Origin of the sequence: Chenggangzhangella methanolivorans (genome assembly GCF_042648545.1) — a bacterium.
Classification (GTDB): domain Bacteria; phylum Pseudomonadota; class Alphaproteobacteria; order Rhizobiales; family Methylopilaceae; genus Methylopila; species Methylopila methanolivorans.
The window spans coordinates 674,935-699,981 of the sequence record NZ_JBHRXS010000004.1 but is presented as its reverse complement, the minus strand read 5'-3'; the positions used below and the strand labels follow the sequence as shown (position 1 = coordinate 699,981).

The 25,047-nt window shown below is 64.4% G+C and carries 22 protein-coding genes; 12 read left to right on the top strand and 10 right to left on the bottom strand.

Going from position 1 to position 25,047, the window contains the following annotated elements; translation table 11 throughout:
- Position 1: 1 nt before the first annotated feature.
- Entirely contained in the window at positions 2-517 is a 516-nt protein-coding gene (locus tag ACFOWB_RS08725; RefSeq protein ID WP_261403728.1) for a hypothetical protein, read from the bottom strand.
- Positions 518-725: 208 nt separating this feature from the next.
- Between ACFOWB_RS08725 and ACFOWB_RS08720 the strand changes: the two genes are divergently transcribed.
- From ACFOWB_RS08720 to ACFOWB_RS08695, 6 genes are all read left to right on the top strand, one after another.
- The gene (locus ACFOWB_RS08720; protein ID WP_261403729.1) at positions 726-1,046 is read left to right on the top strand and encodes a hypothetical protein; all 321 of its coding nucleotides are present in this window, start codon (positions 726-728) and stop codon (positions 1,044-1,046) included.
- A gap of 148 nt (positions 1,047-1,194) precedes the next feature.
- Positions 1,195-2,379: a GIY-YIG nuclease family protein gene (locus tag ACFOWB_RS08715; RefSeq protein WP_378146757.1), complete on the top strand. Its 1,185-nt coding sequence runs from the start codon at positions 1,195-1,197 to the stop codon at positions 2,377-2,379.
- 41 nt (positions 2,380-2,420) lie between these two features.
- Positions 2,421-4,496: an AAA family ATPase gene (locus ACFOWB_RS08710; RefSeq protein ID WP_378146755.1), complete on the top strand. Its 2,076-nt coding sequence runs from the start codon at positions 2,421-2,423 to the stop codon at positions 4,494-4,496.
- Positions 4,497-4,787: 291 nt separating this feature from the next.
- Positions 4,788-4,979, top strand: coding sequence for a hypothetical protein (locus ACFOWB_RS08705; RefSeq protein WP_261403733.1), 192 nt, complete (start codon positions 4,788-4,790; stop codon positions 4,977-4,979).
- A gap of 118 nt (positions 4,980-5,097) precedes the next feature.
- The gene (locus ACFOWB_RS08700) at positions 5,098-5,367 is read left to right on the top strand and encodes a hypothetical protein (RefSeq protein WP_378146752.1); all 270 of its coding nucleotides are present in this window, start codon (positions 5,098-5,100) and stop codon (positions 5,365-5,367) included.
- Positions 5,368-5,625: 258 nt separating this feature from the next.
- Complete coding sequence (locus ACFOWB_RS08695) at positions 5,626-5,784, top strand: hypothetical protein (protein ID WP_261403735.1); 159 nt, start codon at positions 5,626-5,628, stop codon at positions 5,782-5,784.
- 240 nt (positions 5,785-6,024) lie between these two features.
- Here ACFOWB_RS08695 and serA read toward each other — a convergent pair whose 3' ends face one another.
- Positions 6,025-7,287 carry a phosphoglycerate dehydrogenase gene (gene serA, locus ACFOWB_RS08690; protein ID WP_261405618.1) on the bottom strand — a complete coding sequence of 421 codons (1,263 nt, stop codon included), beginning with the start codon at positions 7,285-7,287 and terminating at the stop codon, positions 6,025-6,027.
- Positions 7,288-8,300: 1,013 nt separating this feature from the next.
- Here serA and ACFOWB_RS08685 point away from each other — a divergent pair.
- Positions 8,301-8,825, top strand: coding sequence for a hypothetical protein (locus tag ACFOWB_RS08685; RefSeq protein WP_261403736.1), 525 nt, complete (start codon positions 8,301-8,303; stop codon positions 8,823-8,825).
- Positions 8,826-8,841: 16 nt separating this feature from the next.
- Here ACFOWB_RS08685 and ACFOWB_RS08680 read toward each other — a convergent pair whose 3' ends face one another.
- From ACFOWB_RS08680 to ACFOWB_RS08655, 6 genes are all read right to left on the bottom strand, one after another.
- Positions 8,842-12,042 (bottom strand): hypothetical protein, encoded by a 3,201-nt coding sequence (locus ACFOWB_RS08680; protein WP_378146749.1) that lies wholly within the window; start codon positions 12,040-12,042, stop codon positions 8,842-8,844.
- Between the two features lie 832 nt (positions 12,043-12,874).
- On the bottom strand, positions 12,875-13,603 hold the full coding sequence (gene qatD / locus ACFOWB_RS08675; protein WP_261403738.1) for a Qat anti-phage system TatD family nuclease QatD: 729 nt from the start codon (positions 13,601-13,603) through the stop codon (positions 12,875-12,877).
- A complete protein-coding gene (gene qatC / locus ACFOWB_RS08670) occupies positions 13,600-14,871 on the bottom strand; it encodes a Qat anti-phage system QueC-like protein QatC (RefSeq protein WP_378146746.1) in 1,272 nt (423 codons plus the stop codon). The genes qatD and qatC overlap by 4 nt, the downstream gene beginning before the upstream one ends.
- Positions 14,868-15,656: a Qat anti-phage system associated protein QatB gene (gene qatB, locus ACFOWB_RS08665; protein ID WP_315855125.1), complete on the bottom strand. Its 789-nt coding sequence runs from the start codon at positions 15,654-15,656 to the stop codon at positions 14,868-14,870. The genes qatC and qatB overlap by 4 nt, the downstream gene beginning before the upstream one ends.
- Positions 15,656-17,539 (bottom strand): KAP family P-loop NTPase fold protein, encoded by a 1,884-nt coding sequence (locus tag ACFOWB_RS08660; RefSeq protein WP_378146744.1) that lies wholly within the window; start codon positions 17,537-17,539, stop codon positions 15,656-15,658. Before ACFOWB_RS08660 ends, qatB begins: the two co-directional genes overlap by 1 nt.
- A gap of 508 nt (positions 17,540-18,047) precedes the next feature.
- Complete coding sequence (locus tag ACFOWB_RS08655; RefSeq protein WP_245479773.1) at positions 18,048-19,277, bottom strand: tyrosine-type recombinase/integrase; 1,230 nt, start codon at positions 19,275-19,277, stop codon at positions 18,048-18,050.
- A gap of 541 nt (positions 19,278-19,818) precedes the next feature.
- Here ACFOWB_RS08655 and ACFOWB_RS08650 point away from each other — a divergent pair.
- Positions 19,819-19,998 (top strand): hypothetical protein, encoded by a 180-nt coding sequence (locus ACFOWB_RS08650; RefSeq protein WP_128778821.1) that lies wholly within the window; start codon positions 19,819-19,821, stop codon positions 19,996-19,998.
- A gap of 446 nt (positions 19,999-20,444) precedes the next feature.
- Here the strand turns inward: ACFOWB_RS08650 and ACFOWB_RS08645 are convergent, their stop codons facing one another.
- Positions 20,445-20,744 carry a hypothetical protein gene (locus tag ACFOWB_RS08645; protein WP_128778820.1) on the bottom strand — a complete coding sequence of 100 codons (300 nt, stop codon included), beginning with the start codon at positions 20,742-20,744 and terminating at the stop codon, positions 20,445-20,447.
- Between the two features lie 328 nt (positions 20,745-21,072).
- Between ACFOWB_RS08645 and istA the strand changes: the two genes are divergently transcribed.
- The 3 genes from istA to ACFOWB_RS08630 all read left to right on the top strand — a co-directional run bounded on the left by istA (position 21,073) and on the right by ACFOWB_RS08630 (position 24,276).
- Positions 21,073-22,569, top strand: coding sequence for an IS21 family transposase (istA, locus tag ACFOWB_RS08640; protein ID WP_128779583.1), 1,497 nt, complete (start codon positions 21,073-21,075; stop codon positions 22,567-22,569).
- Positions 22,569-23,297, top strand: a complete 729-nt coding sequence (gene istB, locus ACFOWB_RS08635) for an IS21-like element helper ATPase IstB (RefSeq protein WP_128779582.1) — start codon at positions 22,569-22,571, stop codon at positions 23,295-23,297. Before istA ends, istB begins: the two co-directional genes overlap by 1 nt.
- Before the next feature lie 784 nt (positions 23,298-24,081).
- Positions 24,082-24,276: a hypothetical protein gene (locus ACFOWB_RS08630; protein ID WP_128778816.1), complete on the top strand. Its 195-nt coding sequence runs from the start codon at positions 24,082-24,084 to the stop codon at positions 24,274-24,276.
- Here ACFOWB_RS08630 and ACFOWB_RS08625 read toward each other — a convergent pair.
- Positions 24,273-24,506: a hypothetical protein gene (locus tag ACFOWB_RS08625; RefSeq protein WP_128778815.1), complete on the bottom strand. Its 234-nt coding sequence runs from the start codon at positions 24,504-24,506 to the stop codon at positions 24,273-24,275. The two genes, ACFOWB_RS08630 and ACFOWB_RS08625, sit on opposite strands and share 4 nt — an antisense overlap.
- Positions 24,507-24,606: 100 nt before the next feature.
- Here ACFOWB_RS08625 and ACFOWB_RS08620 point away from each other — a divergent pair, with 100 nt between their 5' ends.
- A complete protein-coding gene (locus tag ACFOWB_RS08620; protein WP_128778814.1) occupies positions 24,607-25,017 on the top strand; it encodes a hypothetical protein in 411 nt (136 codons plus the stop codon).
- Positions 25,018-25,047 lie beyond the last annotated feature (30 nt).

Sequence of the window (25,047 nt, the reverse complement as noted above, 5' to 3'; positions counted from 1 at the left end):
GCTATGACAGCGCATGTCCGAGCAGCGCGCCTCCGACGCCTTCAAGGATCAGGTCATAGGGACCCAGCCGCTTGGCGTCGTTGATGCTGGCTGCCACCTCATGCGCGCCGAGAGCAACGAGACGTGGAGCGTCGCTTTCGCAACGCGCGAACGCAACGACGTGAGCTTGAGCTTTGGCGGCGAGCTGAATTGCGAACGTGCCGACACCGCCTGTCGCGGCGGTGATGAGCGCCCCGTCGCCCGGCTTCAACGGCTTCGTGGCGAGAGCGATCGCAGCCGTCAGTCCGGCGACCGGCAGCGTCGATGCATGCTCGAAACTGACCTGATCCGGCATCGACGCAATGAAGCTTTCGGGAACCGCGACACGCTCCGCCCACGCCCCTTCGAATTTCAGGCCGACGACCCGATCGCCCGCCTTCACGCTCGATCCGGCAAGAGCCTTTTCGACGACGCCCTTTTCGCCATTATACGATCCCAAATGCCTCCCGCGATCCTGAACGACCGGCAGGCACGGCATTAACCGTGATCGCATTTACGGGCGGCTGCGTGCTTGACGGGTTGGGGGCCTAATTACAGTTTTCGACGGCGGCGATCATGCCGCGACTACGGTTTTCGCTTTTGGGAACGGGCCGTCCGCATAACAAGCGGACGCCGGCAGCTGTTGGAAGCAGCCGCCGACGCCCTGACCATGATGGCGAAACCTGCTTGGACAGGATCCGACCGTCATGGCTGCTGGCCTTTTCGGCGAGCCCGCGCTCGCTTGCAATCCCGAATCTCTGACTTTCCTGCACCACTCCGTCCATGGCAGCGATGGAGTTGCGCCCAACGGCAGCGCATGGCTCACGCCCGTCACGCGCCGACTGCTGCTCGAAATTCTCCAGCACGACGGCTTCGCCACCCTTGAGGCGCTCATCGCCGCGATTCCCGTCCATCCCCGCCCGCTGTCGGCCGTCGTCGCCCTGATCGACGAGGGCCTTGCCTCCTTCGTGTCCGGTCAGGACTTCAGCCCGGACGCGCACGTCGTTCTTCGCTCGTTCGAACCCTGACGACTCTTGACCAAGAGCGCTGATCGTTCGACGCGGCCGCGGCCGCGCGGCGACGCATCTGCATGACCGGGATCGAACGGACGCGACGATGAAAGCTACTCCTGGCGGCACGACCGCCCAAACGCTCACGCTTCAGGTCGGTCAGCCGGTGGTCGAAGCGCTATGCAGCCGCCCCTTCAAGCTCTCGAGCCTTGAGGGATCCGCGATCGGCGTCTATGTGCTGATCTGCGACGCTCTTGGGACCAATTCCGAGCTTTACGTCGGCAGCGCCAGCGATTTGCGACGGCGACTCAAGGCGCACCCTCGGCTTCACGAGTTCGCATCGAACGTCAGGGCCTACGCCGTGACTGGAGGGGGCGATGTCAGTCCCGACGAGGCGCGGCTCGTCGAGCGCTTGCTGATCGCGCAGTTCAGCGCCCTGCCCCAGCTCAACCGTCAACTGCCCAGCGGTCGATGCGCGTCGTTCGAACGCTATGTCGGCTGGCGCGCCTTCGCCGGCGCCGCGGCGATGCTGATCGCGCGGTCCGAGCCGGCGTTGCGACTGCTGTCTCTTCAGGCGCTTGCGGCCGGGCCATCGATGCCGGTCGAGCATGGCGTCTACGCCGCGCTCGTGCCGACCTCTGGCGGGGTGGAAAAACGGCTCGATCGGCCGGTTCGGGCACGGTCAGTGCAGTTTGCGAGCGTCATGGACGAAGAACTTGGCGTCGTTCCGCAGCCGGCGATCCTCAAGGCCGGGAGCGAGATTTTGCTCAAGGCGACGCAGTCGATGCCATCCGGCGCGCTGATGGCTCGGTTCGAGGCGCGCTTCGCCGGGCTGATAGAAGAGCTCTCGCCCGACACGGGCAGACTGACCAGCGACCTCGTCTTTCGGTCAGCTTCGATGATGACCGCTTTCGTGCTGGGCTCGACGCGCGGTCAGCTCCAGCTTTGGGATCGCCCGCCGCTGCGGGGGGCTCGATCGCAGTTAGCCCTGCCCCTGGACTTCTGGCGCAGCCATGACGTGCACGTCCTGCGGCGCGCTCGTCCGATAGACATCCGACGCGCTTTCGCCAGCGTCAGCATCATGAAGGAGCCCGACTGGCCGCGCGCGGCGCGCGGCTATGCGCCGGCGGCCATCGCGATGGCATGGTCCGTAGCGCCGCGCGCGCGCCAGCTGTCGATCAAGCTCGATCTCGTGATGTCCGCGTTGCTGGCCTGCGCGCTGGCGGGCAACGCCGCCGCGGCCGACGTGTTCGATCATTTCTGCCGATCGCTCCGCGACGTCGGACTGATCTCGAGCCGGGCTGCGCGTCTGGGCAGCGCCTCGCCTGGCGAGACGGGTGACGCAACGTGACGGCTGGACGGTCTTCGAAAACGACAGACGGCGGTAAGATCATGACGGCAGGCTCCCGCAAGCGGCCGGTCGATCCTCGTCGACTGGCTCGCGAGTTCGTGGCGCTTCTTTTTGAAAAGGCGAGCGGGACCAGCGACGTCGACGGCGTCGATGTTCCGAAGAAAGAGCCGGTCGCGCAGCCACGCGTCGACACCGTCGTTGCGGCCGTCCATCTTGCATTCGCGATCTCGCCTTTCCCCGAGCTGCTTCGGCAGTTTCGCGGTGGCTCGCCGATCGTCTGCATCACGACAGGCGTCGACGAACTGGTCGAGCCGCTCGAACGCGCGGTCTCCACTTGTCTGCTGAACGGCTGCGTCAAGCTCAGTCAGGCTCGGCTGCGTTCGGGCTCTATCGAGCCGTCAAGCGAACGCGCCTATGTAATCTTCCGTAGCGGAGGCGACAGCGTCCGCCGCGACGCCAATGACGAGGCGCTGACGAACGCGTTGGAGAACCGCGCCGTGATCGTCGCGCTGGCCGCCGATCCCGAACGGCAGCTCAATCCCGATCTCGTCCGTGCAGCCGATTGGCGCATCGAGCTCGGCGGGATGGATGGCCCGCGCCTGGCGGCGACCGTCGAAGCGATCTGCGGCGCCGGGCCGTCGCGAGACGTGGCTTGCGACCTTGTTCAAGACGTGCGCGCCATTGACCTTCAGATCGCGGCGCGAGGGTCGCGCGTGGCGGATCTGATGGTCGCGCGGGTCGAGGAACTGGTGCGTCGCCGCGCGACGCCTCCGGCTTCCGCCGAGACGCTGGATCGCCTGTCGGGATTCGGCGCTGCGCGGGACATCGGCATGGCGATCGCAGCAGATCTCAAGGCGTTCGCCGCAGGCGAACTCTCGTGGAGCGTCGTCGACCGAGGTCTGTTGCTCGTCGGCGCGCCAGGAACGGGAAAGACGTTTTTCGCCAAGGCATTCGCCGCGACGGCGGATGTTCCGCTGATCTCCGGATCGCTGGCGGTCTGGCAAAGCAGCCGCGAAGGTCACCTGGGCCACACGCTCGCTGCGATGCGCCGCAGCTTCGCCGACGCACGGCGGAGAGCGCCCGCCGTGTGGTTCATCGACGAGATTGACAGTTTCGGCGACCGGACGACGTTCACCGCCGATCATCGGGACTACTCGTCCCAAGTGGTGAACGCATTGCTGGAATGTCTTGACGGGGCCGAAAACCGCGATGGCGTTTTTGTACTCGGCGCCACCAACCATCCGGACCGGATCGACCCGGCTCTGCGTCGTTCGGGACGTCTCGACCGAATCGTGACGCTTCGACTGCCGGAGCTGGACGAGCTCATGGGCGTCGCCCGTCATCATCTGCAGGGCGAGCTCGACGACGCCGGTCTGCGCGAAGCGGGCGTTGCGGCGCTTGGCGCCACCCCCGCCGATTTGGCGGCCTGGATTCGGCGGGCTTACGCCAACGGGCGTCGCGTCGGTCGTCGAAAGGTGACGTTGGACGACGTCCTGGATGCGATCCGTGACGGCAAGCCGGACTTCGCCCCGGGCGTACGCCGTCGCGTCGCGTTCCACGAAGCCGGGCACGTCGTGGTGACTCTGGCGCTCGGGGTGTGCCGTGTCGGCAGCGCGGCGATCACCTCGGACGGCGGTCACACCGAAATTCTACAGGACCTGACCGATCACACGGTCGAGGGGCTGACCGCGATGATCGCACAGGCGCTCGCCGGCCGCATCGCCGAACGGCTCGTCTATGGCGAGATCCGCAGCGGTTCGGGCGGATCGCGCGACAGCGACATCGCGCTCGCGACGCACGTGGCGACCGCGATCGAGGCGAGTTTTGGCCTGGGCGAGCAAGGCCCCCTTTATCTCGGTGAGCCAGACCGAGTAGTCGGCGGTAACGCGTTCGCGCTTGTCTCGTCCGCAGTGCGCGCTCGCCTTCGCATGGCGGAGGAGACGGCCGCGCGCGCCTTGGCGGCGAACAGCTGCACCTTTGAAAGGGTCGCAGAGGCTCTCGCACGCGAGACCTATCTGGCGCGCCAGCGCATCGAGGAGCTGACGCGCGATCTGGTCAAGACGCCTGTCTTCGACTGGCCCGAGGAGCACGAACCTCACATGGGGCCGCTTCAGTGACGGCGCGCCCGGGACGAACCTCGCGATGAGCGACTGGCGCAAGGACATGGTCGCTACGCACCCTGATCTGTTCAGCGAGATCGTGGGTGACAAGCGCGTCGTCACGGCCCACCCCTGGGTCAGCGACGGCTGGCAGGACATTCTGAACACCTGCTACGCCAACATGGCGGACAAGCATCACGTGCAAGGCGAGCAGTTCGTGCTGATCAACCAGCGCGACGCCCGACGCCAGCGGAATCATCGAGGGCGACCGGGTCAAGGTCCAGCGACGACCGCGGGGCGTTCAAGGGCGTGGCGCGCATCACCGACGACGTCAACGCCGGCATCGTGGTGGCGACGCTCGGCTACGGGATCGAGCAGATCCTCAAGACCACGACCTACAACGGCCTCTACGTCTTCGGTCGCAAGGAGGACGGGGACGAGAGCGAACCGCTCTTCGACACTGCGATCGCTCGGGTCCGCCACCTCGCAAGCGCGTCGTGACGCGATTGCGCGTCAAAGCGAGGAGGTTCGCACCAGGAAGGTCGCGGCCAGGCGCACTTATGCCTCGGTCGACTACTTGAGCCGTAAGGTGCGGTGCTGCGCGTGCGACCTGCCCATAGTGCAGCAGAGGCACGAGACGCACCAGGTCCACCGGGTCTTCGTTTGCGAGAACGAGGTCTATGTCCGCAAGCACTCGGGCATTCACACCTCTGAACTGCGTGCGGCCGAGATCGATGGCGTGAAATCGCTCGTCGGCGCCCCGGAGCACGAGGATCTGCTTACGCAGAACTGGCGCCGCGTGCTGGTGCGCTTCGACCAGGGGCACAACATGTTTGACGTGACGGTCGAGCTGTGCCCGAACGGGGAAGCGACGCGCCCGACCCGTTGATCATCACGCGTTGTCGCGAAGTCTGGCGGCTCCAGGGCGGAGTCTCCGACGCCTATCTCGAGATGGCCCGCAGCCAGCTCGAGGCAGGCGCTGGAACCTCAGCGAGGAGCAGTTCTCCAACTGCTCGGTCGTTCGGCCGCCCTGCGTCGCGCAACCAACTCGTCGTTCGCCACACGCAAGGCGTTCATCGAAGCCGTCCTGTGGTGCATCGAGACCGGGATCAACCCTCGTCGCCGAGGCGAACTCGGACGGCCTGGCGTGAAGCTCTCGTTCAACCTGAGGTCGCTTCTCGCCGAGCGCGGAGGCAAGCAGGAACTGCGTGACTGGCTGGCGTCAGACGCCCAGTACTGGCGTCTTCTTCCGCCGGGCGCCTTCCTCGCCCCCGGCAACTGCGTGATCTACCTGCTTCCCCTATGAGGCAATCTGGAGGGCGGCGCCTTGGCGCCGCCCTTCATCATCAGGACGCAGATCTCAAGGCGACTTCTTCGATTACAACCCTTTCCGTTCGGGTGCGCCCGTGATGGATGCGCCCACACTTTCCCGATCGCGGTTCGCATGGACTTTCCGTCCACGTCGCTGAGCTCTAATCTGCCGAACGACGCCCTTGTCGAATTAGAGCCTGCCCAAAACGCCCATGGATCGCGCCGCGCACCGACATCAGCGTGACCTGGCGATCGCGCCATCCCGTATCAGCCGCCCGCGAACCGTCCCCTCGATCGTGCGAAGATCGTGAAGGATCGCAGTCTGGTCGGCCGGTTCTGCATCGGCCTCGATGACTACGTAGCCCAGATCGCCGTCTGTCTGAAGAAACTGAGATGATACGTTCACGCTCCGCTTTGCGAAGGCGGCGTTTATGCGTCCCAACACGCCCGGAACGTTGTGATGAACATGGACGAATCGAGCGCCGCCGTTTCCCGGCGGAATTTGCACTTGCGGAAAATTAACCGCGCCAAGTGTTGATCCAGTCTCCACGTAGTCGATCAGCTTGCGCGCGACTTCGGCGCCGATGCGATCCTGGGCTTCTTCGGTCGAGCCGCCGATGTGCGGCGTGAGAATGACGTTCTCCAGTCCTTGAAGCGGAGACCTGAAGCGTTCGTTGTTCGATTTCGGCTCGACCGGAAAGACGTCGACAGCGGCGCCATGCAGGTGGCCCCGTCGTAGGGCGTCCGCCAGAGCGTCGAGGTCTACGACCGTGCCTCGACTGTTGTTGATGAGGCAAGAGCCGGGCTTCATCGCGCCGATCCTTCCGGCGTCCATCAGTCCGGCCGTAGCGGGGGTCTCGGGCACATGCAGGCTGACGACATCGCTGGCGGCAAGAAGCGCGTCGAGGCTGTCAGCCGGCTCGGTGTTGCCGTGGCGGAGCTTGTCGGTGAGATCGAAGAAGATCACACGCATCCCCATGGCCTCGGCGAGGTTGGAGAGCTGAGCTCCGATATTGCCGTATCCCACGATCCCCAGCGTCTTCCCGCGAACTTCGAACGAACCGTCGGCGGACTTGTCCCAGCCTCCGCCATGAGCGGAAATCGACCGTTGCGGGATGCGGCGCAGCAGCATCACGATCTCGCCGATTGTCAGTTCGGCGACGCTGCGCGTGTTGGAGAACGGCGCGTTGAAGACGGGTATGCCGCGGGCCCGCGCAGCGGCCAGATCGACCTGGTTCGTTCCGACGCTGAAGCACCCGACCGCCAAAAGACCTGACGCAATGTCGAGAAGGCCTATGTCGATCCGTGTCCGAGATCGAATGCCGAGGACGTTCGCCGAGCGCGCCTCTGTCTGGTTTGCAGGCGTGACTGCGCCCGTTAGCCGCACGACGTCGCCGAACCCGGCCAGCAAAAATGCTTTGGCCGCTGAAGGCGCAATATTTTCTGTCAAAACGACGCTTACGTCGGATGACGCGTGTCGACTACCTGTCTCTCTCATGTCTGGTCGCGCTCGCCAAAGGATCGCAGCCGCCATATTGCAGCGCAGCATCGCGTCCATACCAGCTCATAGATCACGATGCAAAACGCGCGTGGACTTGAGATAGCAGATATAACAAATATTATTATAGAGCAGATTTGTTGGTCAGGCGTCCGATGCTACACAATTCATTTGATTTACTGTGTGATAGCCCTGCGATTTGTACTTTGGTGGTGTTTGCAGATGTGGGTAGGTACGCCGATTGCAATCGGAATCACTGCCAGCCGTTGATGTGTCTATCTAAAGCATGGACGGGGCACCTAGCGCTTACACTGTCTGAACTGTTTGCCGGCCCAGGTCGAACACGTGTTTGATCTGTCAGCGGTGAAAACGCCAAGATCGTATTTGATTTCATGCAAGTATGGCGGCTGAAGCTACGAAGCTGCCGCTTTGACATGCGGTCAAGTGGAAGGCCGTATCTCCTTATTGTCCCCCTCCCAGCTGAATGTTCCACAACCAGATCTTGTTATACTTTCGTCTATTTGCAGTGCACAACGGCAAAAATTACGGTTCGGCAAGCTTTCCGCAACGATGGTGGCTACATTGCGCGAACTAAGTATTTCACCTGAAGAACAGCAGACACGCGCCGCGGACGACCGGTTTATCGCTCACAATCTGAATCCTGCGTCGTTGTCTGGGTGGGCGGTAATTGGAGTGCCCAGCGGCTCGATAGCGATAGATCCTGAAGGGACTTTGATGATAAAGCTGCGTAAAGAAGAAGCGGATTTGATCGCGGCGAAACTTACAAGGTCCAGATAGTTTTTGTTTCCCTGCATAACCGCGCTCTTCGAGACCACGGTTCTGCTTGTCGAAGCTTCTGTGCCCTAGATCGACCGTCATATGGTAGTGGGGTCGCCATCAGGCGACGTCACCTACGTCCCTGCGGAAACATACTCAAGTCCTATTCTTGATTCGTCTGTACTGTGCGGCGTCAGCGACGATGAATACACGCGTGGGGGCGCATCGGCGGCTCGATGAGCACCGCGCACAAGAATCTGCCGAAGCTGAATGAGGAATGCGAGAACCTGTCGGAGCTCGACGCGCTCCTGGAGCAGCGGCTGTGGATGAGGCACCGGGCGGAAATCGCGGGGTTCTTCGCGACCGTCAGGACCGCCGCCGAACGGCGCTATCGGCTGCTCAAAGCGGATTCGCTCGAACGTGAGCGCGCTCTTGAAGCGCAGCTTCAGAGCCAGAAAGCCGCCAACACGGATCTGACCGAGGCCAACCAGCGACTGTCGGCGGTGATCGAGACGAAGGACGCCGAGGTCAAGGCGCTCTCCGCAGTAAGACTGAGCCTCGCGACCTCCAACGCAAGCCTGAAGTCCGAGATCAAGGCGCTCAAAGCCCACCTCGCGCAGGCCACGACCGCCGAAGACCATATGCGGGTCGTGAAGCAGGCGCTGGGAGAGCTCGGAGCCACGGCGACGTCGGCGCCGGGCGCGTTGGCGGCCCCCGGCGTCAAGGCTGGCGCGAAGACAACCAAGCCGGCGGGGGGCTAGGCCGCGCCCCCCGCCGTCAGCGCGAGGTCTGAGCGCGCCCTCGCGCGCCCAGGCGCGAAATTGAAGGGCTAGCGGCCGGTTTGCCCGATCGCTCATTGGCCGACGTCTTCCGCTCGGGGCTGCTGGAGAAGATCGACCGGCGCGCCGCCTTCAGCGTGTCGCGTCTATCGCTTGGCAGATAGCGGACATAGCGTTCGATCGTATCGACTGCGTCGTGGATCGCGTCGGCGGCGGTCTGCTTGTCGCCGGTGGCCTTGAGCACTGCCGTCGCCAGGATGTGCCGGAACGGATGCGGCCCGAACGGTCGAACGCCCTTGACGCCGGACTTCGTCAACGGGTTGTACGCAAGAAAGCGTCTCGTGATCTCGATGATCAGATTGCGGATCGCCGTTTTGCGCATGCGTTTGCCCTCGATGATGCCCGGGAACAGCGCGTCTGCGACACCCTTCGGGTTCAACGCCTCCCGGCCGCCTTCCAGCAAATACTCGTCGAGCATGGCGTAGAGCCCCAGGCCGTCGCTGTCGTCGAGCTCTTCCTCATAGTCGTGGAACCCCTTGTCCTTGTCGCCGAAATACGGACCGTTCTTGTTCTTGAATAGGTGCCGGCTGATCCGCAGCGTCCAGACGCCGTCGACCTTCATGATATGCGTGTGGGCCCCTTGCGCATTGAGTGCGCAGAGCGTCCCGAGCCGCAATCCCAGCTGCGACAGGATACCGACCAGCACGCCGCTGCGCAGCGCGATCGCGCGCTCGCGCGTGCCCGGCAGGCATTTTTCGATGTCCTGCGCGAGGCCCTCCATCAATGTCGCGAAGGCGACGGCGGGATTGGCTTGTTTGAGAAAGGGCAGCACGGCTTCATGTCGATCGCACAGTTCTTCGACGAAGCTGCGCAGCGAACGCTTTTCCCGCTTGTAGCCTCGTTCGGCGCGATCGCATGCCCCGTCCCAGTCGGCCAGCGCGGTGTCGATCTCCTCCTGGCTCACCAGACCGTAGACGGGTCTCAGGCGATCGCCGAGATCAGGCCTTTGCCGAAGCCAGCCGGTCTCGGTCTCCACCAGGCGCTGGAGATCGCCGAGAATATGGAATTCGGCGCCCGTCAGCCGCTCCATGTCGCCATCCCAGGCCAGCGCCTTGCGGCGCGCCATGTGCTCCAGATGCGCGCGGGCGCACTTCGGAAACAACGCCAGGGCGAGCGCCATGTGAGGGACGAGCGCCGCAGGGTCGTCGGGCGATGCCAGGATGCAGAGCGATCCGAAATAGCCATGCAGCCTCTCCTTTCTGATGAGGACTGTGGCGTCGGACCATTTTCCGCCGCGCCGATGGATGTCCAGGCGACGGGCGAGCGTATTCTGGAATTCGATGAAATCGTTCCACTCGCTGGCGAGCGCCTCGGAAAACGCCGTCATCCTGTAAGGCGTCTGTCTGTAGATCCGCATCGCGCGCGAATAGGCCGAGGTCTGCTGGTCGAGCTCGGCCAGCAGTTCGATCAGCATCGCCCGGCGGGCTTCAGCCGGCTGGATCGTGAACTCGGGCGGGACGTATTTTCGGATCTTCAGATATGTCGCCTCGTCGACGATGTCTGCGTCGAACATCGACCTGTCGACATACAGCGTCCGGCGGCGTCGTTCCGTCAGGCGCGAGCTCAGACAGGCAGGCGGCAGGCCGAAGAGACGCTCGAACTTCTGCGCTTCGGCGATCAGGGTATTGCTGCCGATCTCGCTTTCGATCCGGTTCCTCAACGCGCGTTCGGTCAGGCCAACCATCGCAGCGATCGCGGGGGTCGACTTGCCCGAGCGAGCGCAGACGAGAGCGAACGCCGCCGAATAGCTCGCCGGCAGACCGTCGCCGTGCTCGATCTCGTCGAGCGCATTGAGACAACGCCGGGCTTCGGTACGGACAGTCGCCTTGGTTCCGGCGTCGGCCGCCAGAGTTTCGAACGCAGGCCTCGCCGGCGCGCCGACCAAGTCGCCTGCGACAATTCTTGCGATCCGGAACGCCCAGTGCAGATTGGACATCGCCTTGCGCACCGCCTTGTCGTCCAGGCCCCGTCGCCGCAGCAGCCGGGGCTGCTCGATGTCGAGGACCATTTCCAGCTCTTCGATCGACAGCGGGTCTCCAAGGCTGGCCGACCGGCGCGGGCCAGTCCCGAGCTCCGGCGCCCACCGCTCGACGATACGCCGCATCCGGCCGCCGGCGGCGTGGAAGCAATTTAGGCTCAGGCCGCTTTCCTCGGCCACCTTCCTCCACAGGATGCCGCCGCCAAGCGTCACCTGCTCCGGCAGCGGCAGACCCTGCTCGCGCAGGCGCTGGAGATAGGCCGTCAGCTTGGCTTCGCGTTCGCCGCGGTCCAGCGTGCGATTGGCGCCTGACCACTCAGGGTTTCCGCCTGGACCGTCGTAGCGGCGCAGCTCGCGCTCGGCCAGACCAAGCGCCGGGATCCAGCTTTCGATCACGACGCGCCACTTCATCCTCGGACGCAGAGAGCCGATCTTGATGCCGCTTTCTGCTGAAACCTGCTGCCAGTCGATCGTCGCGTCGCGAAGACCTCCAGCCGCCCAGCTTCGCTGCGGAAGGGTCAGCCCCCCGCGTTCCAGCGCCTGCCGGTAGGTTTCGGCGCGGCTGGCGCTTTGCGCATGAACGATCCGGTTGTGGCTTTGCGACGGGTGTGCGGTGGTCCAGTTCGGCCCTGCTCGACTTGCCTCCGGCGGCGCGACCGCGCCGCCGTCAGGCGATTGGCCCGCCTCTGCCGCCTCGCGTGCGCATCGGCTCGAGCGCGCGACATGGCGGTCGCGCCTGATCCAGGCGCCGAGCACGTCGCGCGCGACGGGATCATGGACCGCGGCGTGCGAAAGGCGCGCCCTGACGGTCGTCTGCGCGACCGCGTCGCCTGCAAGCGCTGCAAGCGCCGCGCATGTCGCGGCGACTTCGGCTTCCGGCAGGTGGATCACCAGTCGCTGGGCGGCGAGATAGGCGCAGGCGGTCCTGGCGTCGGTGGCGAGCTCAGGCATGACCGCGGTCGCCGCCCAGGCCGTCAGCGTCGCGCGAAGACGTGCCGCCGTTCCGGTGCTTTTGATCAAGCCGGGCTTCAGGCGTCGCCAGGCGGACATGTCCGCCCTCACCTGCTTGAGGTCTTGCGGTCCGGCCGGGGACGCGCCACGCGTGGACGAAAGGATGGCGTTTCCGGTCGCGGCGCGACCGGCGGCGGCGGCCTCATGCATGATGGTGAACCCCGGCTGTCAGACCGAGAAAATGGGGCTTGCAGGCGTCTTCGGCCACGCCCGTCAAGCACAACCTCAAATTGAGGTTAACGTTTCGGTCGGAACCGCTGGGGGTCTTGGACCCGTTGCCCGACGAGTCGTTTCTGGGCTCCGGAAGCGGCGCCTCAACACCTGACCACTGTGTCGGTGTAGGAGCCTTCGAAACGAAACCGAATCCCTCATTCAAGAATGGAAGATACAGTAAATCCCTGAATGTTGGGACAGCATTCCATCGCCATTCCGGACGGGCTTGAAGGACGACCCAGCCTCGATCATAACTCGCGTCGTTACCACAATCAAAAATTGTTTCGTGGAATCCGAGGTGACCAGAAGCCGTCGCGATGCGAGCTGGTTCTTGAGGCACGCTAAAGCCAACGGCATTTTTACGGGATCCATGCCCCTCCGCGTCTGCGCAGACCTCCGACAGCGCATTCTGCGAATGGCCGACCCTCGGGGACAGCGGATTATCAACGCTTGATCCTCGGTTTCTCGATCTTGGGTGCTCGATGCTCACGTCGCCCTCCATCAGGCTTGGCCTCCCGCCAAGCCTGATGATCGCAGCGCAAGCCGGGGCACCGGTCAAGCAAATTTTTAAAAAAACTCAATTAATTCAGTGACTTATAATCCTTGTCACGACACGTCGTTGGCGGAACGAATCCTTTATTTGCGAAAGGTTTGATAAGACGATGGGGCACCATCACGCCAAGAAAATGAAGGGCTTGGAAGGATTACCCGTTACGAGCGCGCGGGCGATCTTCCCAGGCGTCCGACGACCTTACCCCGCGATCGTCTCTCATCCCCGGCCGAGTGTTCGAAGGTTCTCCCGTATCGTGCCCCTCGCCGTTTCGACGTCACAGCCCCAAGCCTCAGCCAGAAGCACGTATGCCCCGTCCACATCCCATGGATTGAGCGGACGGCCCTTGATCCGCGCGAATGGCGCGTCGGTTTCGGTCAGCACACGGTCCCTCGGCATGGCTTTCGCCAACGCCATGCCCTTCGCGCTCGTTAACATCGACGGGCCCACGCTGAACCAGCACCCGCGGCGGATCGCACGGTCGAGTTCGGAGCGGTCCCCGGAGAACCAGTGCAGGATCGCCGTCCCGGCGTCTGGAAACCGATCCAGGCAGTCCATTACGGCGCCCGCGGCTCGCCGCGAATGGAGGCTCAGCACCCGGCCACCGGCCATCGAACTGGCCCGGAGTATCCGTTCGAAAATCTTGCGCTGGCGATCGAATCCAGCGGAGTGCTCAGGACTTCCGTCGAGACCGACTTCGCCGATGTATCTGGCTTCCGGCACCAGATGTTCGAACAGCGCGATCTCGGAATAACGAGTTTCAACCAGTTCGGGATGGAAGCCGAGCCCCAACCTGACGCGCCGACGGCCCGCCACCAGCTTCAGGTTGCCCGCCCAAGCCTTCGGTGTGGTCGTCACCGCGAGCACGTAGACGCCTCGCGTCTCCGCCTCGTTCAGGACGGCCGCTGGATCACTGTAGAGGTCTATGTGGCAATGAAAATCGATCACGGGTCGAGACGGTTGGAGATGAATTCCCCCAGTTCGGTTACGCCCCGTCTGACGGTCTTACGCAAGCCATCGGCGTCGGGATTGACTGCAGAGTTCAGCGCGCCGCCGAGCCACGCGTCGAAGCCGTCGGTCTGTATCACCCGCCAGGCGTAGGCGACAGCGCGGACATCGTCGAAATCCCGATGGGCGCGCCCCGGAAGGGACAGGTCGTCGTAGCGATAACGCCCTGTCGGATCAACTTGCCCCGCCGCATGAAACGACGCGCGTCGCACGAGGCAGGGAACGCATCTGCCGCATTGGCGGAAGCCGGAGCGCGCGTATCGCCCGCAGCTCGTCGAACGGCCGACCAGATCCGCCAGCAGAGCAGGAGTCAGGCACTCCGTAAGCATCTCGCCCTTGGTCTTGAGCTGATACGGGTTGCGCAGCACCGCCCGCAGATCCGCCGCGTCCAGGACGCGCTGGAGCGCCTGCAGGTAATACGGATGCGTCGTGCGCGTGCTGAGAGACCCGAGCCTGAGCGGCGTCAGCGGAGGATTGATGCTGATGTAGCCATTCTCAGGCACGATCAGGTCGACGCGGCCGGCGCGGCCAGTCAGGCTTTCGGCCGCCAACGCGCCGAAGGCAAAGAAGATGATCGACCGAGCCCGTTGTGAGCGCTCGGAGATCACGGGGTGAACCGCCTTGTGGTTGAGCTGGGCGTGAAGCGAACGCGGCGAAATTCGGCTTGCGAACTCGATCTGGTTGGCTTTGTCGCCCTTGGCGACCTGGCTGACGAACAGCGGGGTCTCGCCCTGGGCGACGAGATCGATCGCGCCAATCAGGCTGTCCATGCCGCCGGACAGGAGCGACACGACCGTTTCTGGCCGAGCCGCCCGGTTGCGAAGCGGCGCCGGCTGGACGCCGCCTTCAATGAAGTCGAGCGCCCAGATGTCAGTCGTCAGGAAGCGAAGGGCCTGCGCGAGCGAGGCTGCCTGCGTCGCCCAGAAACCGGCGTCGGCGACCGCGACGGTCAGCGTGATCTCGCGCGTCCAGCCGTCCGGGCTGTCGGAGCGGGTGATTCCCTCGTCCGCGGCCAGGACCGCCAGAGCGATCGACAGGAAATCCCAGGCTTTCTGGCCCGCCGACAGACCCATGGTCCGGATCTCATCGATCAACCGAGCGCCGACGCCGCCTTCGCCGGGGCGCGAGCCATAGTTGTAGAGCACGTAACGAACGTCGCCGATGGGGACGCCGGGCGTACCGTTTGGGGCGCAGACAACCCGTTTCATAGATAGGACTCGAAGACTTCGAAGGTGTCGCGCAGCACGGTGGCGGTCAGTCGCCCCGCCGTCCCGGCCGTCATTCGCTCGCCGAGCTCCCGACGGGCGCGAAACGCCGCCGCGACCGCCTGGCGGACGTAGTCCTGCATTTCCTGCATGCGTTCCACGCCTTCGGGAATGCTCGGCGCTCTGGAGTAGACCGCCGCTCCGACGTCCAGCTCAATCCGGTGGGCGAGGTCGTGACCGACATAGCCTTCGACCACGCTTTCCATCTGCGCGGCGTCGAGATTGGTGAGGTCGACGTCTGGCTGTTCGCTCAGCAGTTCCGACAATGCCCGTGAGAGCGCGTCGCGGGCCGCTTCGCTGTCCTGGGCGCCGTCGACAGGCCTGATCGCGTCCGCCAGCCGATCCGCGATCTCACCCTGCGACAGACCCGCAAGCGACGCGGGATCGAGCGATACGTCCGCAGGCGGCGCGCCGCCGCCGCTTAAGGAGCTGAGCGTGTCGTAGAGCCGTCCCGCAGTCCGTGACGTCCCCGCCATTCGCGACGTGGCGGACGCCGAGCCGCCAAGTCCTGTGCGGACGTAATGTCCGAGCCCCTGTCTCAGTCGGCCTGCGTCGCCGCTTGCTGCGAACCCGCCGAGGTTGCGCCGCGCCGACTGGAATCTGCGCGGCGGGGCGACTGCGGGTGGCGCCGGCGGGGGCGCGTTCGCGGGCGCAGGCGCCGGATCGACCCAGCCCGGCACGAGAGCCACTCCCGCGCCGGGTCCCTTGCTCGAACTCGATGTTCCCATCAGCCGCCGGCCTTTCGCGACGCCGTGGCGATCGCCTTCTTCACCGGTTCCTTCGTGTCCTTGTCGGCCGCCCAGGCGCTGAGCACGTCCGCCGCCCAGGCCTCGCCGCCCAGCAACGGAACGATCGGGGTCGAGCGTTGGGCCGCGGGCACGTCTTTCAGGAAGCGCGCGATCGTGGCCCGGTGCGCGCCGTCGACCTTGGCGATGGTGAGGAAGGCATGAAGGATCGGCGGCGCGCCCCAGGTCGTCACGCTGCGGGCGCGCGCGATCAGGCGCTCGACGATGGCGGAGAGTTCGTGCGGGGGCAGAGCGCGCAGCCTTTCGGCGAGCTGGGCGCTGGCGGACGTCGTGAGTTTGGACAGCCCTTCCAGCAGTCCGACGGCTTCGCTCGACAGGCGGTCTGCGGCCGTCACGATCGGGATCTGTTCGCGGCTGACATAGACGAGCCCGCGCAGGTCCTGATCGGCGAGCTCAGGCGCAAGCGTCAGCCACTCGCGCACGAACGGCACGTCCCATTCCTTCTCGAGCTTGAGTTCCTCGGAGCCCTTGAGCGCCGCCTTCTCCAGCGTCGCAAGCGACGCCGGCTTGCCATGTTCGCTGTTGTTGATCTCGGCGAGCAGCTGCGCATAGACCTTGGGGGGCCCCGCGCGCTCGAACAGCAGCATCTTCGCCATGGCGGCGTCGTCGAAACTGATGCCCTGCGCCTTTGCGATCGAGCGCCGGATCGAAAGCGTGTTCAGGAAGCGTTTGATGAGGCGCGGGTTGCCGGCGATGTTGCTCGCGCTCGTCATCAGCGGGGCGATGCGATCCGCGAGATCGAGCTGCGACTCAAGCTCAGAAGGACATGATTTTAGAACTTCTTTGAGAAACGCGCGATCGACGCGCTTGCCTTGCCAACTTTCGCCAAGACGTTTGCTTATGGTGGCCCGTAATTCTTCCTTTTTTTTCACCTCAATCGCGCTGTTTTCGATAAATAACAGGAAGAGGTAGGCCCTGACGTCCTGCGTGCCGAGCGGAGGCACGCGAAGTGGAACCTGGATCAGCTTGTCGAAATAGTTGGTGACCAGATCCTCGTCGAGGCTGACGTCTTGAAAGTGGATTTTCACTGCCGAGCGGATCATGTTGTCGTCGGCCGCGATCACGAACGCCGTTCGCTTGAGGAACAGGAACAGGCGCATCGCCTCGAGCGTCGCGATGGTGATCGGCGGCAGGCAGCGGTCCAGGTCGTCGATCAGCACGACCAGGGTGACCTGTAGTTTTTCGAGCGTCTGTTCCAGGTCGTCTCTGAAGTCTTGAATCGCCTTCGGCGGCGTCGGAAGCGCTTTTGGCTTGGCGTCTTTGAGCGCGCCCTTTCCGGCTTCGGCGCCGGCGGCAGCCACCTTATCGGCCTTGTCGATGTCCGCTTGGCTGATGTCGCCGTCCGTCAACGCATTCCAGGCGTCGTAGACGTCTCCGGCCAGCCCTATCGGCGGCAAGCCCACAGCGAGTGAAGCGGCGGTCTTTGCTCCAGCTGCGGCCACACGGAACCAGTTCACGCGCCCGAGCAGGCCGCGCGCCCGCTCCAAGCCGCCCTCGACGACGGTCTTCGATTCTTCGGCGTGCCTCACGAGCGCTCGGGCGAGCACCTCCATCAAGGCGGCGCGGGTGTCGTCATATCCCTGGTAAAGCCAGGGGTTGAACGGCACGAACAGGAAATCTTCGCGCTCTCGCGCTTTGAGATCGGCCTCAAGCAGCCGCATCATCGACGATTTGCCGACGCCCCAGCTTCCCGAAACGCCGATGGACAGCGGCTGCCCATTCGCCTGAGCAATCATCTCGGCTGCGACGCCGGCGACATACTTGAAGTTCAGAAAGTCGCGGTCGGTCTCATTGTCGGACCACATGCCAATATCGCCCAGCAGTTGAATTATTCGCGGACATGCTACCTGCATCTTGGCTTCAATCGCCAGACGCCACGCCTCAAGGTCACGGTGTGTCCACACCTCAAGCCAAAATGTTGGATTCGTGCGCGTCGCGCTGGCGCGAAAGCCTTCGCGGCATGGCCGTTGAGGCATCGCCGAATCAAACGCGCGCGTATGGATTAAAACCAGCTGAAGGAATGGCTCACACGGATTCCAGCGTCGTCAGCAGAAAAACTTCCTTCAGAGCCCGGCGAAATTCGCTCGAGAAACCCGCCGACGAAGGATTGCTTCTATGGAGTTCCGCAGGCTTCCGAGATCCACGGAGAAATCCTTGAGTTCTACCGAAAGGTGGTGCCGATGTGGTGCCAGCCTGAACGCAGATCCAGCTCTAAAAGCGCTTGGTCCAATATAATCGTTCAAAAAAGAGGCGTTGGGGCTGGAGCGGGTGAAGGGAATCGAACCCTCGTATTCAGCTTGGAAGATTGTCACTCTACGGCCGAATACGCTTTTTTTTTCGGCCGTTAGTCCGCATCCGCTTCGTCCCGTGGGGAGTGCCGTGGGGGATTTTTGCGGCCGCTTCCTCGTAACGCGCGCGGCGCGCGGCGACGTCAAGGGCGCTCGTGGACAGGGCTTCAGCGACGTCGTCAACCAGCACGTGAGCGTATTTCATCGTCGTTTTGACATCGGAATGGTTGAGCAGCTTCTGGACCGCGGCGAGGTTTTTGGAGCCCCTGAGCGTTCTGGTCGCGGCCGTGTGCCGGGTGTCATGGAGCTTGAAGTCGACGACGCCGGCCGCCTTGCAGGCGCGGGCGAGCTCGTTCCCCCAGCCGCTGTAAGTGATGGCGTACCGTTTGCCGCGCACGAACTGCTTCTTCGAGGTCGCGCAGGTGCGGGTCCGCTCGGCGGTGTAGGTGAAGACCTGCTCGATCGACGGGTCGCGGTTCTGCCACAGCGGCCACAGGATCTCAGTGATCGCGGGCGTGATCGGCAGGGTCTGCCACTTGTCACCCTTGCCCTTCACCCGCAGCTGGCCCTCGGCCCACTTGATCTGGTTCCAGGTCAGCGTGACGGCGGTCTCACGCCGGAGCCCCACGACCAGGACGAAGGCCGTGATCGGCCGGTAGTCCGGCCGCAGGCTCTCGAACAGGCGCTCCTCTTCCGCGAAATCGAGCTCCCGCACCCGCTCCTCGGGCTCCTTCAGCATGTGCTGGGACCAGTCCGGCTCGCGGAGCGGGATCTCCCAGGCCTTGCGGGCGCGGGTCATGATCCGGCGCAGGAGCGCGGTGACAGAGCGATTGACGGTCGAGGGAGAGACGAGGACCGGCCTGCCCTCTTCGTCCTTCACGATCCCGGCGGCCGCGTTGGTCTTGATGTCGGCGCGGCGCCGGGCGACGAGGCGCGCCACGAGGTCGTTATTGATGTCGGAGATCGGCGTGCGCTGGCCGACCCAGAGCACGAGGCGCTCTAGGTTGGCGGCGAGATCGCGTTCCTTCGAGTGCTGGCCGACCTCGGTCCAATACCGGTCCGCTGCGGCGTCGAACGTCATGGAGGGCGCGGCGACCTTGTCGGCGGCGGCGGCCTTTACGCGAGCCTTCTCGGCCTTCAGCCAGGCGTCCGCTTGGCGCTTGTCATCATACGGCGCCTTTCCACGAAGCCTGACACCACGGACGACGAATTCGTAGTGCCAGCCCGTGCTGTCCGGACGCTTGAAGACCGACATTGAGCGTGCGTCGCCTGCTGTGACTGGCGCTCGAGAAACTCCGCGATGTCGGCGAGGCGAAAGAACCGCTTCTGCCGCTGGGTCCCGAGCCCTGTGTTGACCCAGTGAATGTTCCCCGCCGCACAGTGTCCACGCAACTGCTTTGACGACATGCGCAGGAGCCCGGCCGCCCGATCGAGGGGGATGATCGGGTCCGGGCCGAACGCGTCGGCGAGCTGCTGCAAAGGAATCGAAGATGCGGCGTACATGCGATTCAGCATGCCGGATTTTGCATCCGCATCAAGCGGCAAAATCCTAGGTTTCGCAGAGTCTTGCGGCTATGGGTGAAATCGAAAACTTCACCACGAACTTCCCCATGCCTATGTCGAAAACCTTGGGGAAGTTCGTCAAAATCGTGGGGAAGTTCGGGGCTCCGAACGGCCAATCCTTACCGGTTAACCACGCCAACCGATGATCGACCCCGCAATTTAGGATACAATCGGTGGGTGACCGCGGAAATTGTGGCTTAAAGTGCACAAAAATTCGGGCTCGGAGGCCGATCATGGACCCGAAAACGATTTCCCCCACAGAGGGCGCAGGCCAAGAGATTGAACGGTTAGAGGCCGAATTGAGGGAGCACGGTCTGCTCAAAGAGCCCGCTCCGGAGCCGACCGACGGCTACACCAAGGCCGACATCGCCGTCCTGGATGGGATCGATCAGGGCAGGCGCCGGCCGGGCTGACGCAGGCCCAGGCGTCGCTGCCGATTATAGACGGTCCGCTGGCTGACGCCGGCCCTGATCGCGATCTCGTCCATCGGCGTTCGGAGCCGGGTCAGGCGTTCGACCGTGGCGTCGAGCGTTCGCAGACGGCGGTCCTCCGCTGACCCTGGCACGACCTTTCGACCGCGATTTCGCCGGGTCGAAAGGCCCAGCGCCGCGGCCCGGCTGAGGACGACATGGATGTTGGTCCCGTCTTTTTCGGCGATCGCCGCCGTGCGAATGCCGGCCAGCCATAGCTCTCTGAGCCGCTCACGCTCAGCTTCCGGATCAGCGTCATAAGGGATTGTTACTCATGGAGTTTTCGGTCCCATAACCTATGGGAAGGTTACGCGCAGGTCACCCATAGGTCGCGCGCAGATCACGTTGACCTGCCGCTGACCTATGGGCGGATCAGATTGATCTGCGGCTCAGGAGGCCGGCTCAAGCGCCTCGCGCGCCCGCTTCAGGGTCTTGGAGACCAGCGCCGGGGAGACCTCGTAGGTCCGCGCGATCTCGGCCTGGCTCATGCCGGCCTCGAGGTACTCCTGCAGGACCGGCTCGTCCGGCAGGCGGTTCTGCGAGCCCAGGCCAGCCTCGATCAGCGTCTTGACGACCATGGAGTAGCTGACGCCGAGCTCCTTCGCGATGTGAACGCGCGACCGCCCTGCCCGCCTTAGAGCGACGATCCTGCGATGCGTCGGGGACGAGATCTTGAAGCCCTTCGGCATTTGGCGGCACGCTTCTCGAAGCGACGCTCACGGCCTCAAATATCATCCGCAGGCGCTGGAGTTGGTCGAGCGAGCGGGTCGGTAGGTAAGTGTCGAAGACACTGGAATGCGGGGTTCGGTGATAGTCATGTGCGCTTCTCCTTCGCAGCCGCCCGCCAAGCCTGATTGAGCTCGTGCGACGCAGTCACCCAGTCGAAAACCGGGCCCTCCACTGTGATCCGGCGTGGAATTTTGACCCCGTAGGTCGGGGGATCGGCGTCCAATTTTGACCCCCTGATTGGCGCGTTGCGCATGCTGCCTGTCTTTGTCGAGGACGGGCTGCCGGGGGATGAAGGGCGTGGACACGATCGCGCGGATCCGCCGCGAGCATTTTGTGCGCGGCAAGACGATCAAGGAGATCGTCCGCGAGCTGCACGTGTCGCGGAACACGGTGCGCAAGGTGTTGCGGTCGGGGGCGACGGCGTTCGAGTACGAGCGCGAAGTCCAGCCGCTCCCGAAGCTCGGGCCCTGGCGTAGCGACCTTGACCGGCTGCTAACGGAGAACGAGGGACGGGCGGCGCGCGAGCGGCTGACGCTGATCCGGATCTTCGAGGCGCTGCGGGCGCTGGGCTACGAAGGCGGCTACGACGCGGTCCGGCGCTACGCCCGCGGTCGGCAGCGTGAGCGGTCGTCGTCATCGGCGGCGTTCGTGCCGCTGAGCTTCGATCCGGGCGAGGCCTACCAGTTCGACTGGAGCCACGAGATCGTCCTGATCAACGGCGTCACCACGACCGTGAAGGTCGCACACGTCCGGCTCTGTCACTCGCGGATGCTGTTCGTTCGGGCTTACCCGCGCGAGAGCCAGGAGATGGTGTTCGACGCCCACGACCGGGCGTTCGCCTTCTTCAAGGGAACCTGCACGCGCGGGATCTACGACAACATGAAGACCGCGGTGGAGACGATCCTCGTCGGCCGCGAGCGCGCCTACAATCGGCGCTTCCTGCAGATGTGCAGCCACTACCTGATCGACCCCGTGGCCTGCACGCCGGCCTCGGGCTGGGAGAAGGGGCAGGTCGAGAACCAAGTCGGGCTGGTGCGCGAGCGCTTCTTCACGCCGCGCGTCCGGGCGAAGAGCTATGACGAGCTGAACGCCTGGCTGCTCGACCAGGCGATCGCCTACGCCAAGGCGCATCGTCATCCCGAGTTCGCCGAGCGGACCGTGTGGGAGGCGTTCGAGGCCGAGCGCCCGAGCCTCGTTCCCTATGCCGGCCGCTTCGACGGCTTCCACGCCGTGCCGGCGTCGGTGTCCAAGACCTGCCTCGTGCGGTTCGACAACAACAAGTACTCGGTCGCCGCGAGCGCGATCGGCCGCCCGGTCGAGATCCGCGCGTACGCCGACCGGATCGAGCTTCGCCAGGACGGACGGATCGTCGGCGACCACCCGCGCTGCTTCGGCCGCGGCCAGACCGTGTTCGATCCCTGGCACTACGTTCCGGTGCTGGCTCGTAAGCCCGGCGCGCTCAGGAACGGAGCGCCGTTCAAGGACTGGGTGCTGCCGGCGAGCCTCGAGAAGGTCCGGCGCAAGCTTGCGAGCGTCGATGACGGCGACCGTCAGATGGTGGCGATCCTCGCCGCGGTGCTGAGCGACGGCTTGTCCGCAGTCGAGGCCGCCTGCGCCGAGACTCTGCGTGAGGGCGTCTGCTCAGCCGACGTCGTCCTGAACATCCTCGCCCGGCGCCGGGACCCCGCGCCGCCGGTCACGATCATGACGCCCGAAGCGTTGCGGCTCGCCGTCGAGCCGACCGCCGACTGCGCCCGATACGACAGCCTCAGGAGGGCCGTGTGATGGAGCGTTCCGCGATACTGACCACCATGGGCGAGCTGAAGCTCTACGGCATGAAGGCCGCCTTCGACGAGATCATCGCGACCGCGGTGAAGCGCCAGCACGAGCCTCAACGCATCGTCGGCGACCTGCTCACCGCCGAGATCAGCGAGAAGCAGGCGCGCTCGATCAAGTACCAGATCACCATCGCCAAGCTGCCGCTCGCCCGCGACGTCGAGGACTTCGCCTTCGACGACACGCCAATCAACGAGACCCTGATCCGCGACCTCGCCGGCGGCGAGTTCCTGGCCCATCAGCGCAACGTCGTGCTGGTCGGCGGCACCGGGACCGGCAAGACCCACCTCGCCATCGCGATCGCCCGGTCCTGCATCCGCGACGGCGCCCGAGGCCGGTTCTTCAACGTGGTCGACCTCGTCAACAAGCTCGAGGCCGAAGGCCGTTCAGGCCGCCAGGGCCGGATGGCCGACTACCTCGGCCGCCTCGACTTCGTGGTCCTCGACGAGCTCGGCTACCTGCCGTTCGCGCAGTCCGGCGGACAGCTCCTGTTCCACCTGATCAGCCGCCTCTACGAGCAGACTTCGATCATCGTCACCACCAACCTCGCCTTCGGCGAATGGCCGAGCGTGTTCGGCGACGCCAAGATGACCACCGCGCTGCTCGACCGGCTCACCCACCATTGCGACATCGTCGAGACCGGCAACGAGAGCTGGCGCTTCAAGAACCGCGCCTGAGCTCCGCCCCAGACCCTAGCCCTCTGGACGTCGATCCCGCCGACGCTGCGCAACCCCGACCAGCTCCGCGCCGGCGGGATCGACACCGCTCACCCAGCTTCAGGGGGTCAACATTGGACGCCGATAAGGGGTCAAAGTTCAGCGCCGATTGACAGTCGGGAGGGCCGGAACCGGGCCGGGCTCCAACGCCGGAGCCGGTTCCCACGGGGTCTCGGAGACCTTCTGGACCGCCGGCGCGGCGGGCGCGGGCGTCTCTATAGACTGGGGCTCTGATGGCGGCACATAGGCAGGCGGACGGCGAAGCATGGACGAATCCGAGAAGCGTTAAATTCAACGCTTAGAGAATGCCGCAGTCCGAAGTATCCGCAACCTTGATTTGACCCTCGCCGCGCTCCACGGACCGTCAAACCCTCAAAACGACCGCAACGCTGGGTCCGGATCTATCGGATTTCGCCACCCTGAGGACGCATCCGGCGGCCTCGACTTACGATGCGCAAACGACCTTCGCTTGTTACTTTCATAGTGCAGAGGCATATCTTTGGGGCCTGTGGTTCACCAGGAGCCACGTACGGAGGCTAAAATGGGTTTGATCGACAGATTCAGGTTGAGGCGCTCGACCCCCTTCAAAACGTCTTATCCAGCCCCTGGAGGCGTGGAAGCTCGAAGGCCAATCCTTCAGACGGAGGCTCAAAAGGTCGCTTTTTGGGCCCAGGAGCGGCGCGCTGGACGGGGCCAGAGACTGCCCGAAGGCCTGCGACCGCATGTCGCGGCAGAGCTGGTCCGGATGCGGTCCGAGCGCGACCTCCGGCGGATCGACGCCGAGGCCTGGGCGAAGATCTGGATCTCGGAGCTCGATCTGGATCGGACGATCGCGGAGGGCGACCCGGCGCGCCGGCGTCAGGCGGTCAACCCGGCCCCTGCCCCGCGCGCGGCCGCGCTCACCGACGACGAGATCGTCGCCAACATTCTTCGGCGTTAGGCGCAGCCGGCCTGGCGCCTGACGATGGCCTCAAGGCGGGCGATGTAGGCGGCCTGCTCGGCGACCACCGCCTGCGACTTCTCCCACTCTAAGTAGTTGTGGTTCGCCAGCCGGATCGCATCATTCCTCTGGGAGACCACCTGATCGACCACCGCCTGGGCGGCCGCCGCATCCCGCTTCATGCGGTCGCCCATGCCGAGGATGAGACCGGTTTCTTCGTAGCCGAGCATGAGACCTCCAAAGGTCGCTTGACATAAGGTTACTAGTCACTAATTAATAGATCGTTACCGGACGCCTCGCCGGATCAAAGGGGGCCAGGAGACCACCACGATGCACACCAAGCTCACCCGCAACCAGATCGAACTCGCCAAGCTCGTCATCTCCAGCGACGGCTTCGTCCAGTCCCTCTTCTCCGACATCGGCCTCGCCGACGCCTTCCGTCTCAACGGTCACGCCGACATCGCCAATGAGATGGATCGCCTGTCCGGCCGTATCCTCGAGCTCCAGTCCGCTGCCCGCACCCTCGACGAGCTCGGCATGACGGACGCAGCCCGCCAGGTCCGCCAGCACTGCTCGGACAACGCGGAATACGACTACAACACGTGCTGGGACGACGCGGAGTTCATCGCGCGCGGCCTCGCGAACCAGCTCGCGAAGGATCTCAAGTGGGCCTACCTCGTCGAGGAGTGCATCTGGGGTCACGAGCCGTACACAACCGCCGACGATCTGGTCGCGGCATAAGGGGCTTCATGGGATATCGATTGCACACGC

What these genes read in the sequence shown, in the direction of transcription:
- istA (WP_128779583.1), top strand. Translation starts at nt 21,073, where the DNA reads ATGAAGGGCGTGGACACGATCGCGCGGATCCGCCGCGAGCATTTTGTG.
- serA (WP_261405618.1), bottom strand. Translation starts at nt 7,287, where the DNA reads ATGAGAGAGACAGGTAGTCGACACGCGTCATCCGACGTAAGCGTCGTT.
- ACFOWB_RS08725 (WP_261403728.1), bottom strand. Translation starts at nt 517, where the DNA reads ATGCCGTGCCTGCCGGTCGTTCAGGATCGCGGGAGGCATTTGGGATCG.
- ACFOWB_RS08655 (WP_245479773.1), bottom strand. Translation starts at nt 19,277, where the DNA reads ATGTCGGTCTTCAAGCGTCCGGACAGCACGGGCTGGCACTACGAATTC.
- qatB (WP_315855125.1), bottom strand. Translation starts at nt 15,656, where the DNA reads ATGGGAACATCGAGTTCGAGCAAGGGACCCGGCGCGGGAGTGGCTCTC.
- ACFOWB_RS08720 (WP_261403729.1), top strand. Translation starts at nt 726, where the DNA reads ATGGCTGCTGGCCTTTTCGGCGAGCCCGCGCTCGCTTGCAATCCCGAA.
- ACFOWB_RS08650 (WP_128778821.1), top strand. Translation starts at nt 19,819, where the DNA reads ATGGACCCGAAAACGATTTCCCCCACAGAGGGCGCAGGCCAAGAGATT.
- ACFOWB_RS08620 (WP_128778814.1), top strand. Translation starts at nt 24,607, where the DNA reads ATGCACACCAAGCTCACCCGCAACCAGATCGAACTCGCCAAGCTCGTC.
- ACFOWB_RS08680 (WP_378146749.1), bottom strand. Translation starts at nt 12,042, where the DNA reads ATGCATGAGGCCGCCGCCGCCGGTCGCGCCGCGACCGGAAACGCCATC.
- istB (WP_128779582.1), top strand. Translation starts at nt 22,569, where the DNA reads ATGGAGCGTTCCGCGATACTGACCACCATGGGCGAGCTGAAGCTCTAC.
- ACFOWB_RS08710 (WP_378146755.1), top strand. Translation starts at nt 2,421, where the DNA reads ATGACGGCAGGCTCCCGCAAGCGGCCGGTCGATCCTCGTCGACTGGCT.
- ACFOWB_RS08660 (WP_378146744.1), bottom strand. Translation starts at nt 17,539, where the DNA reads ATGTGGTCCGACAATGAGACCGACCGCGACTTTCTGAACTTCAAGTAT.
- qatC (WP_378146746.1), bottom strand. Translation starts at nt 14,871, where the DNA reads ATGAAACGGGTTGTCTGCGCCCCAAACGGTACGCCCGGCGTCCCCATC.
- ACFOWB_RS08630 (WP_128778816.1), top strand. Translation starts at nt 24,082, where the DNA reads ATGCGGTCCGAGCGCGACCTCCGGCGGATCGACGCCGAGGCCTGGGCG.
- ACFOWB_RS08685 (WP_261403736.1), top strand. Translation starts at nt 8,301, where the DNA reads ATGAGCACCGCGCACAAGAATCTGCCGAAGCTGAATGAGGAATGCGAG.
- ACFOWB_RS08625 (WP_128778815.1), bottom strand. Translation starts at nt 24,506, where the DNA reads ATGCTCGGCTACGAAGAAACCGGTCTCATCCTCGGCATGGGCGACCGC.
- ACFOWB_RS08645 (WP_128778820.1), bottom strand. Translation starts at nt 20,744, where the DNA reads ATGCCGAAGGGCTTCAAGATCTCGTCCCCGACGCATCGCAGGATCGTC.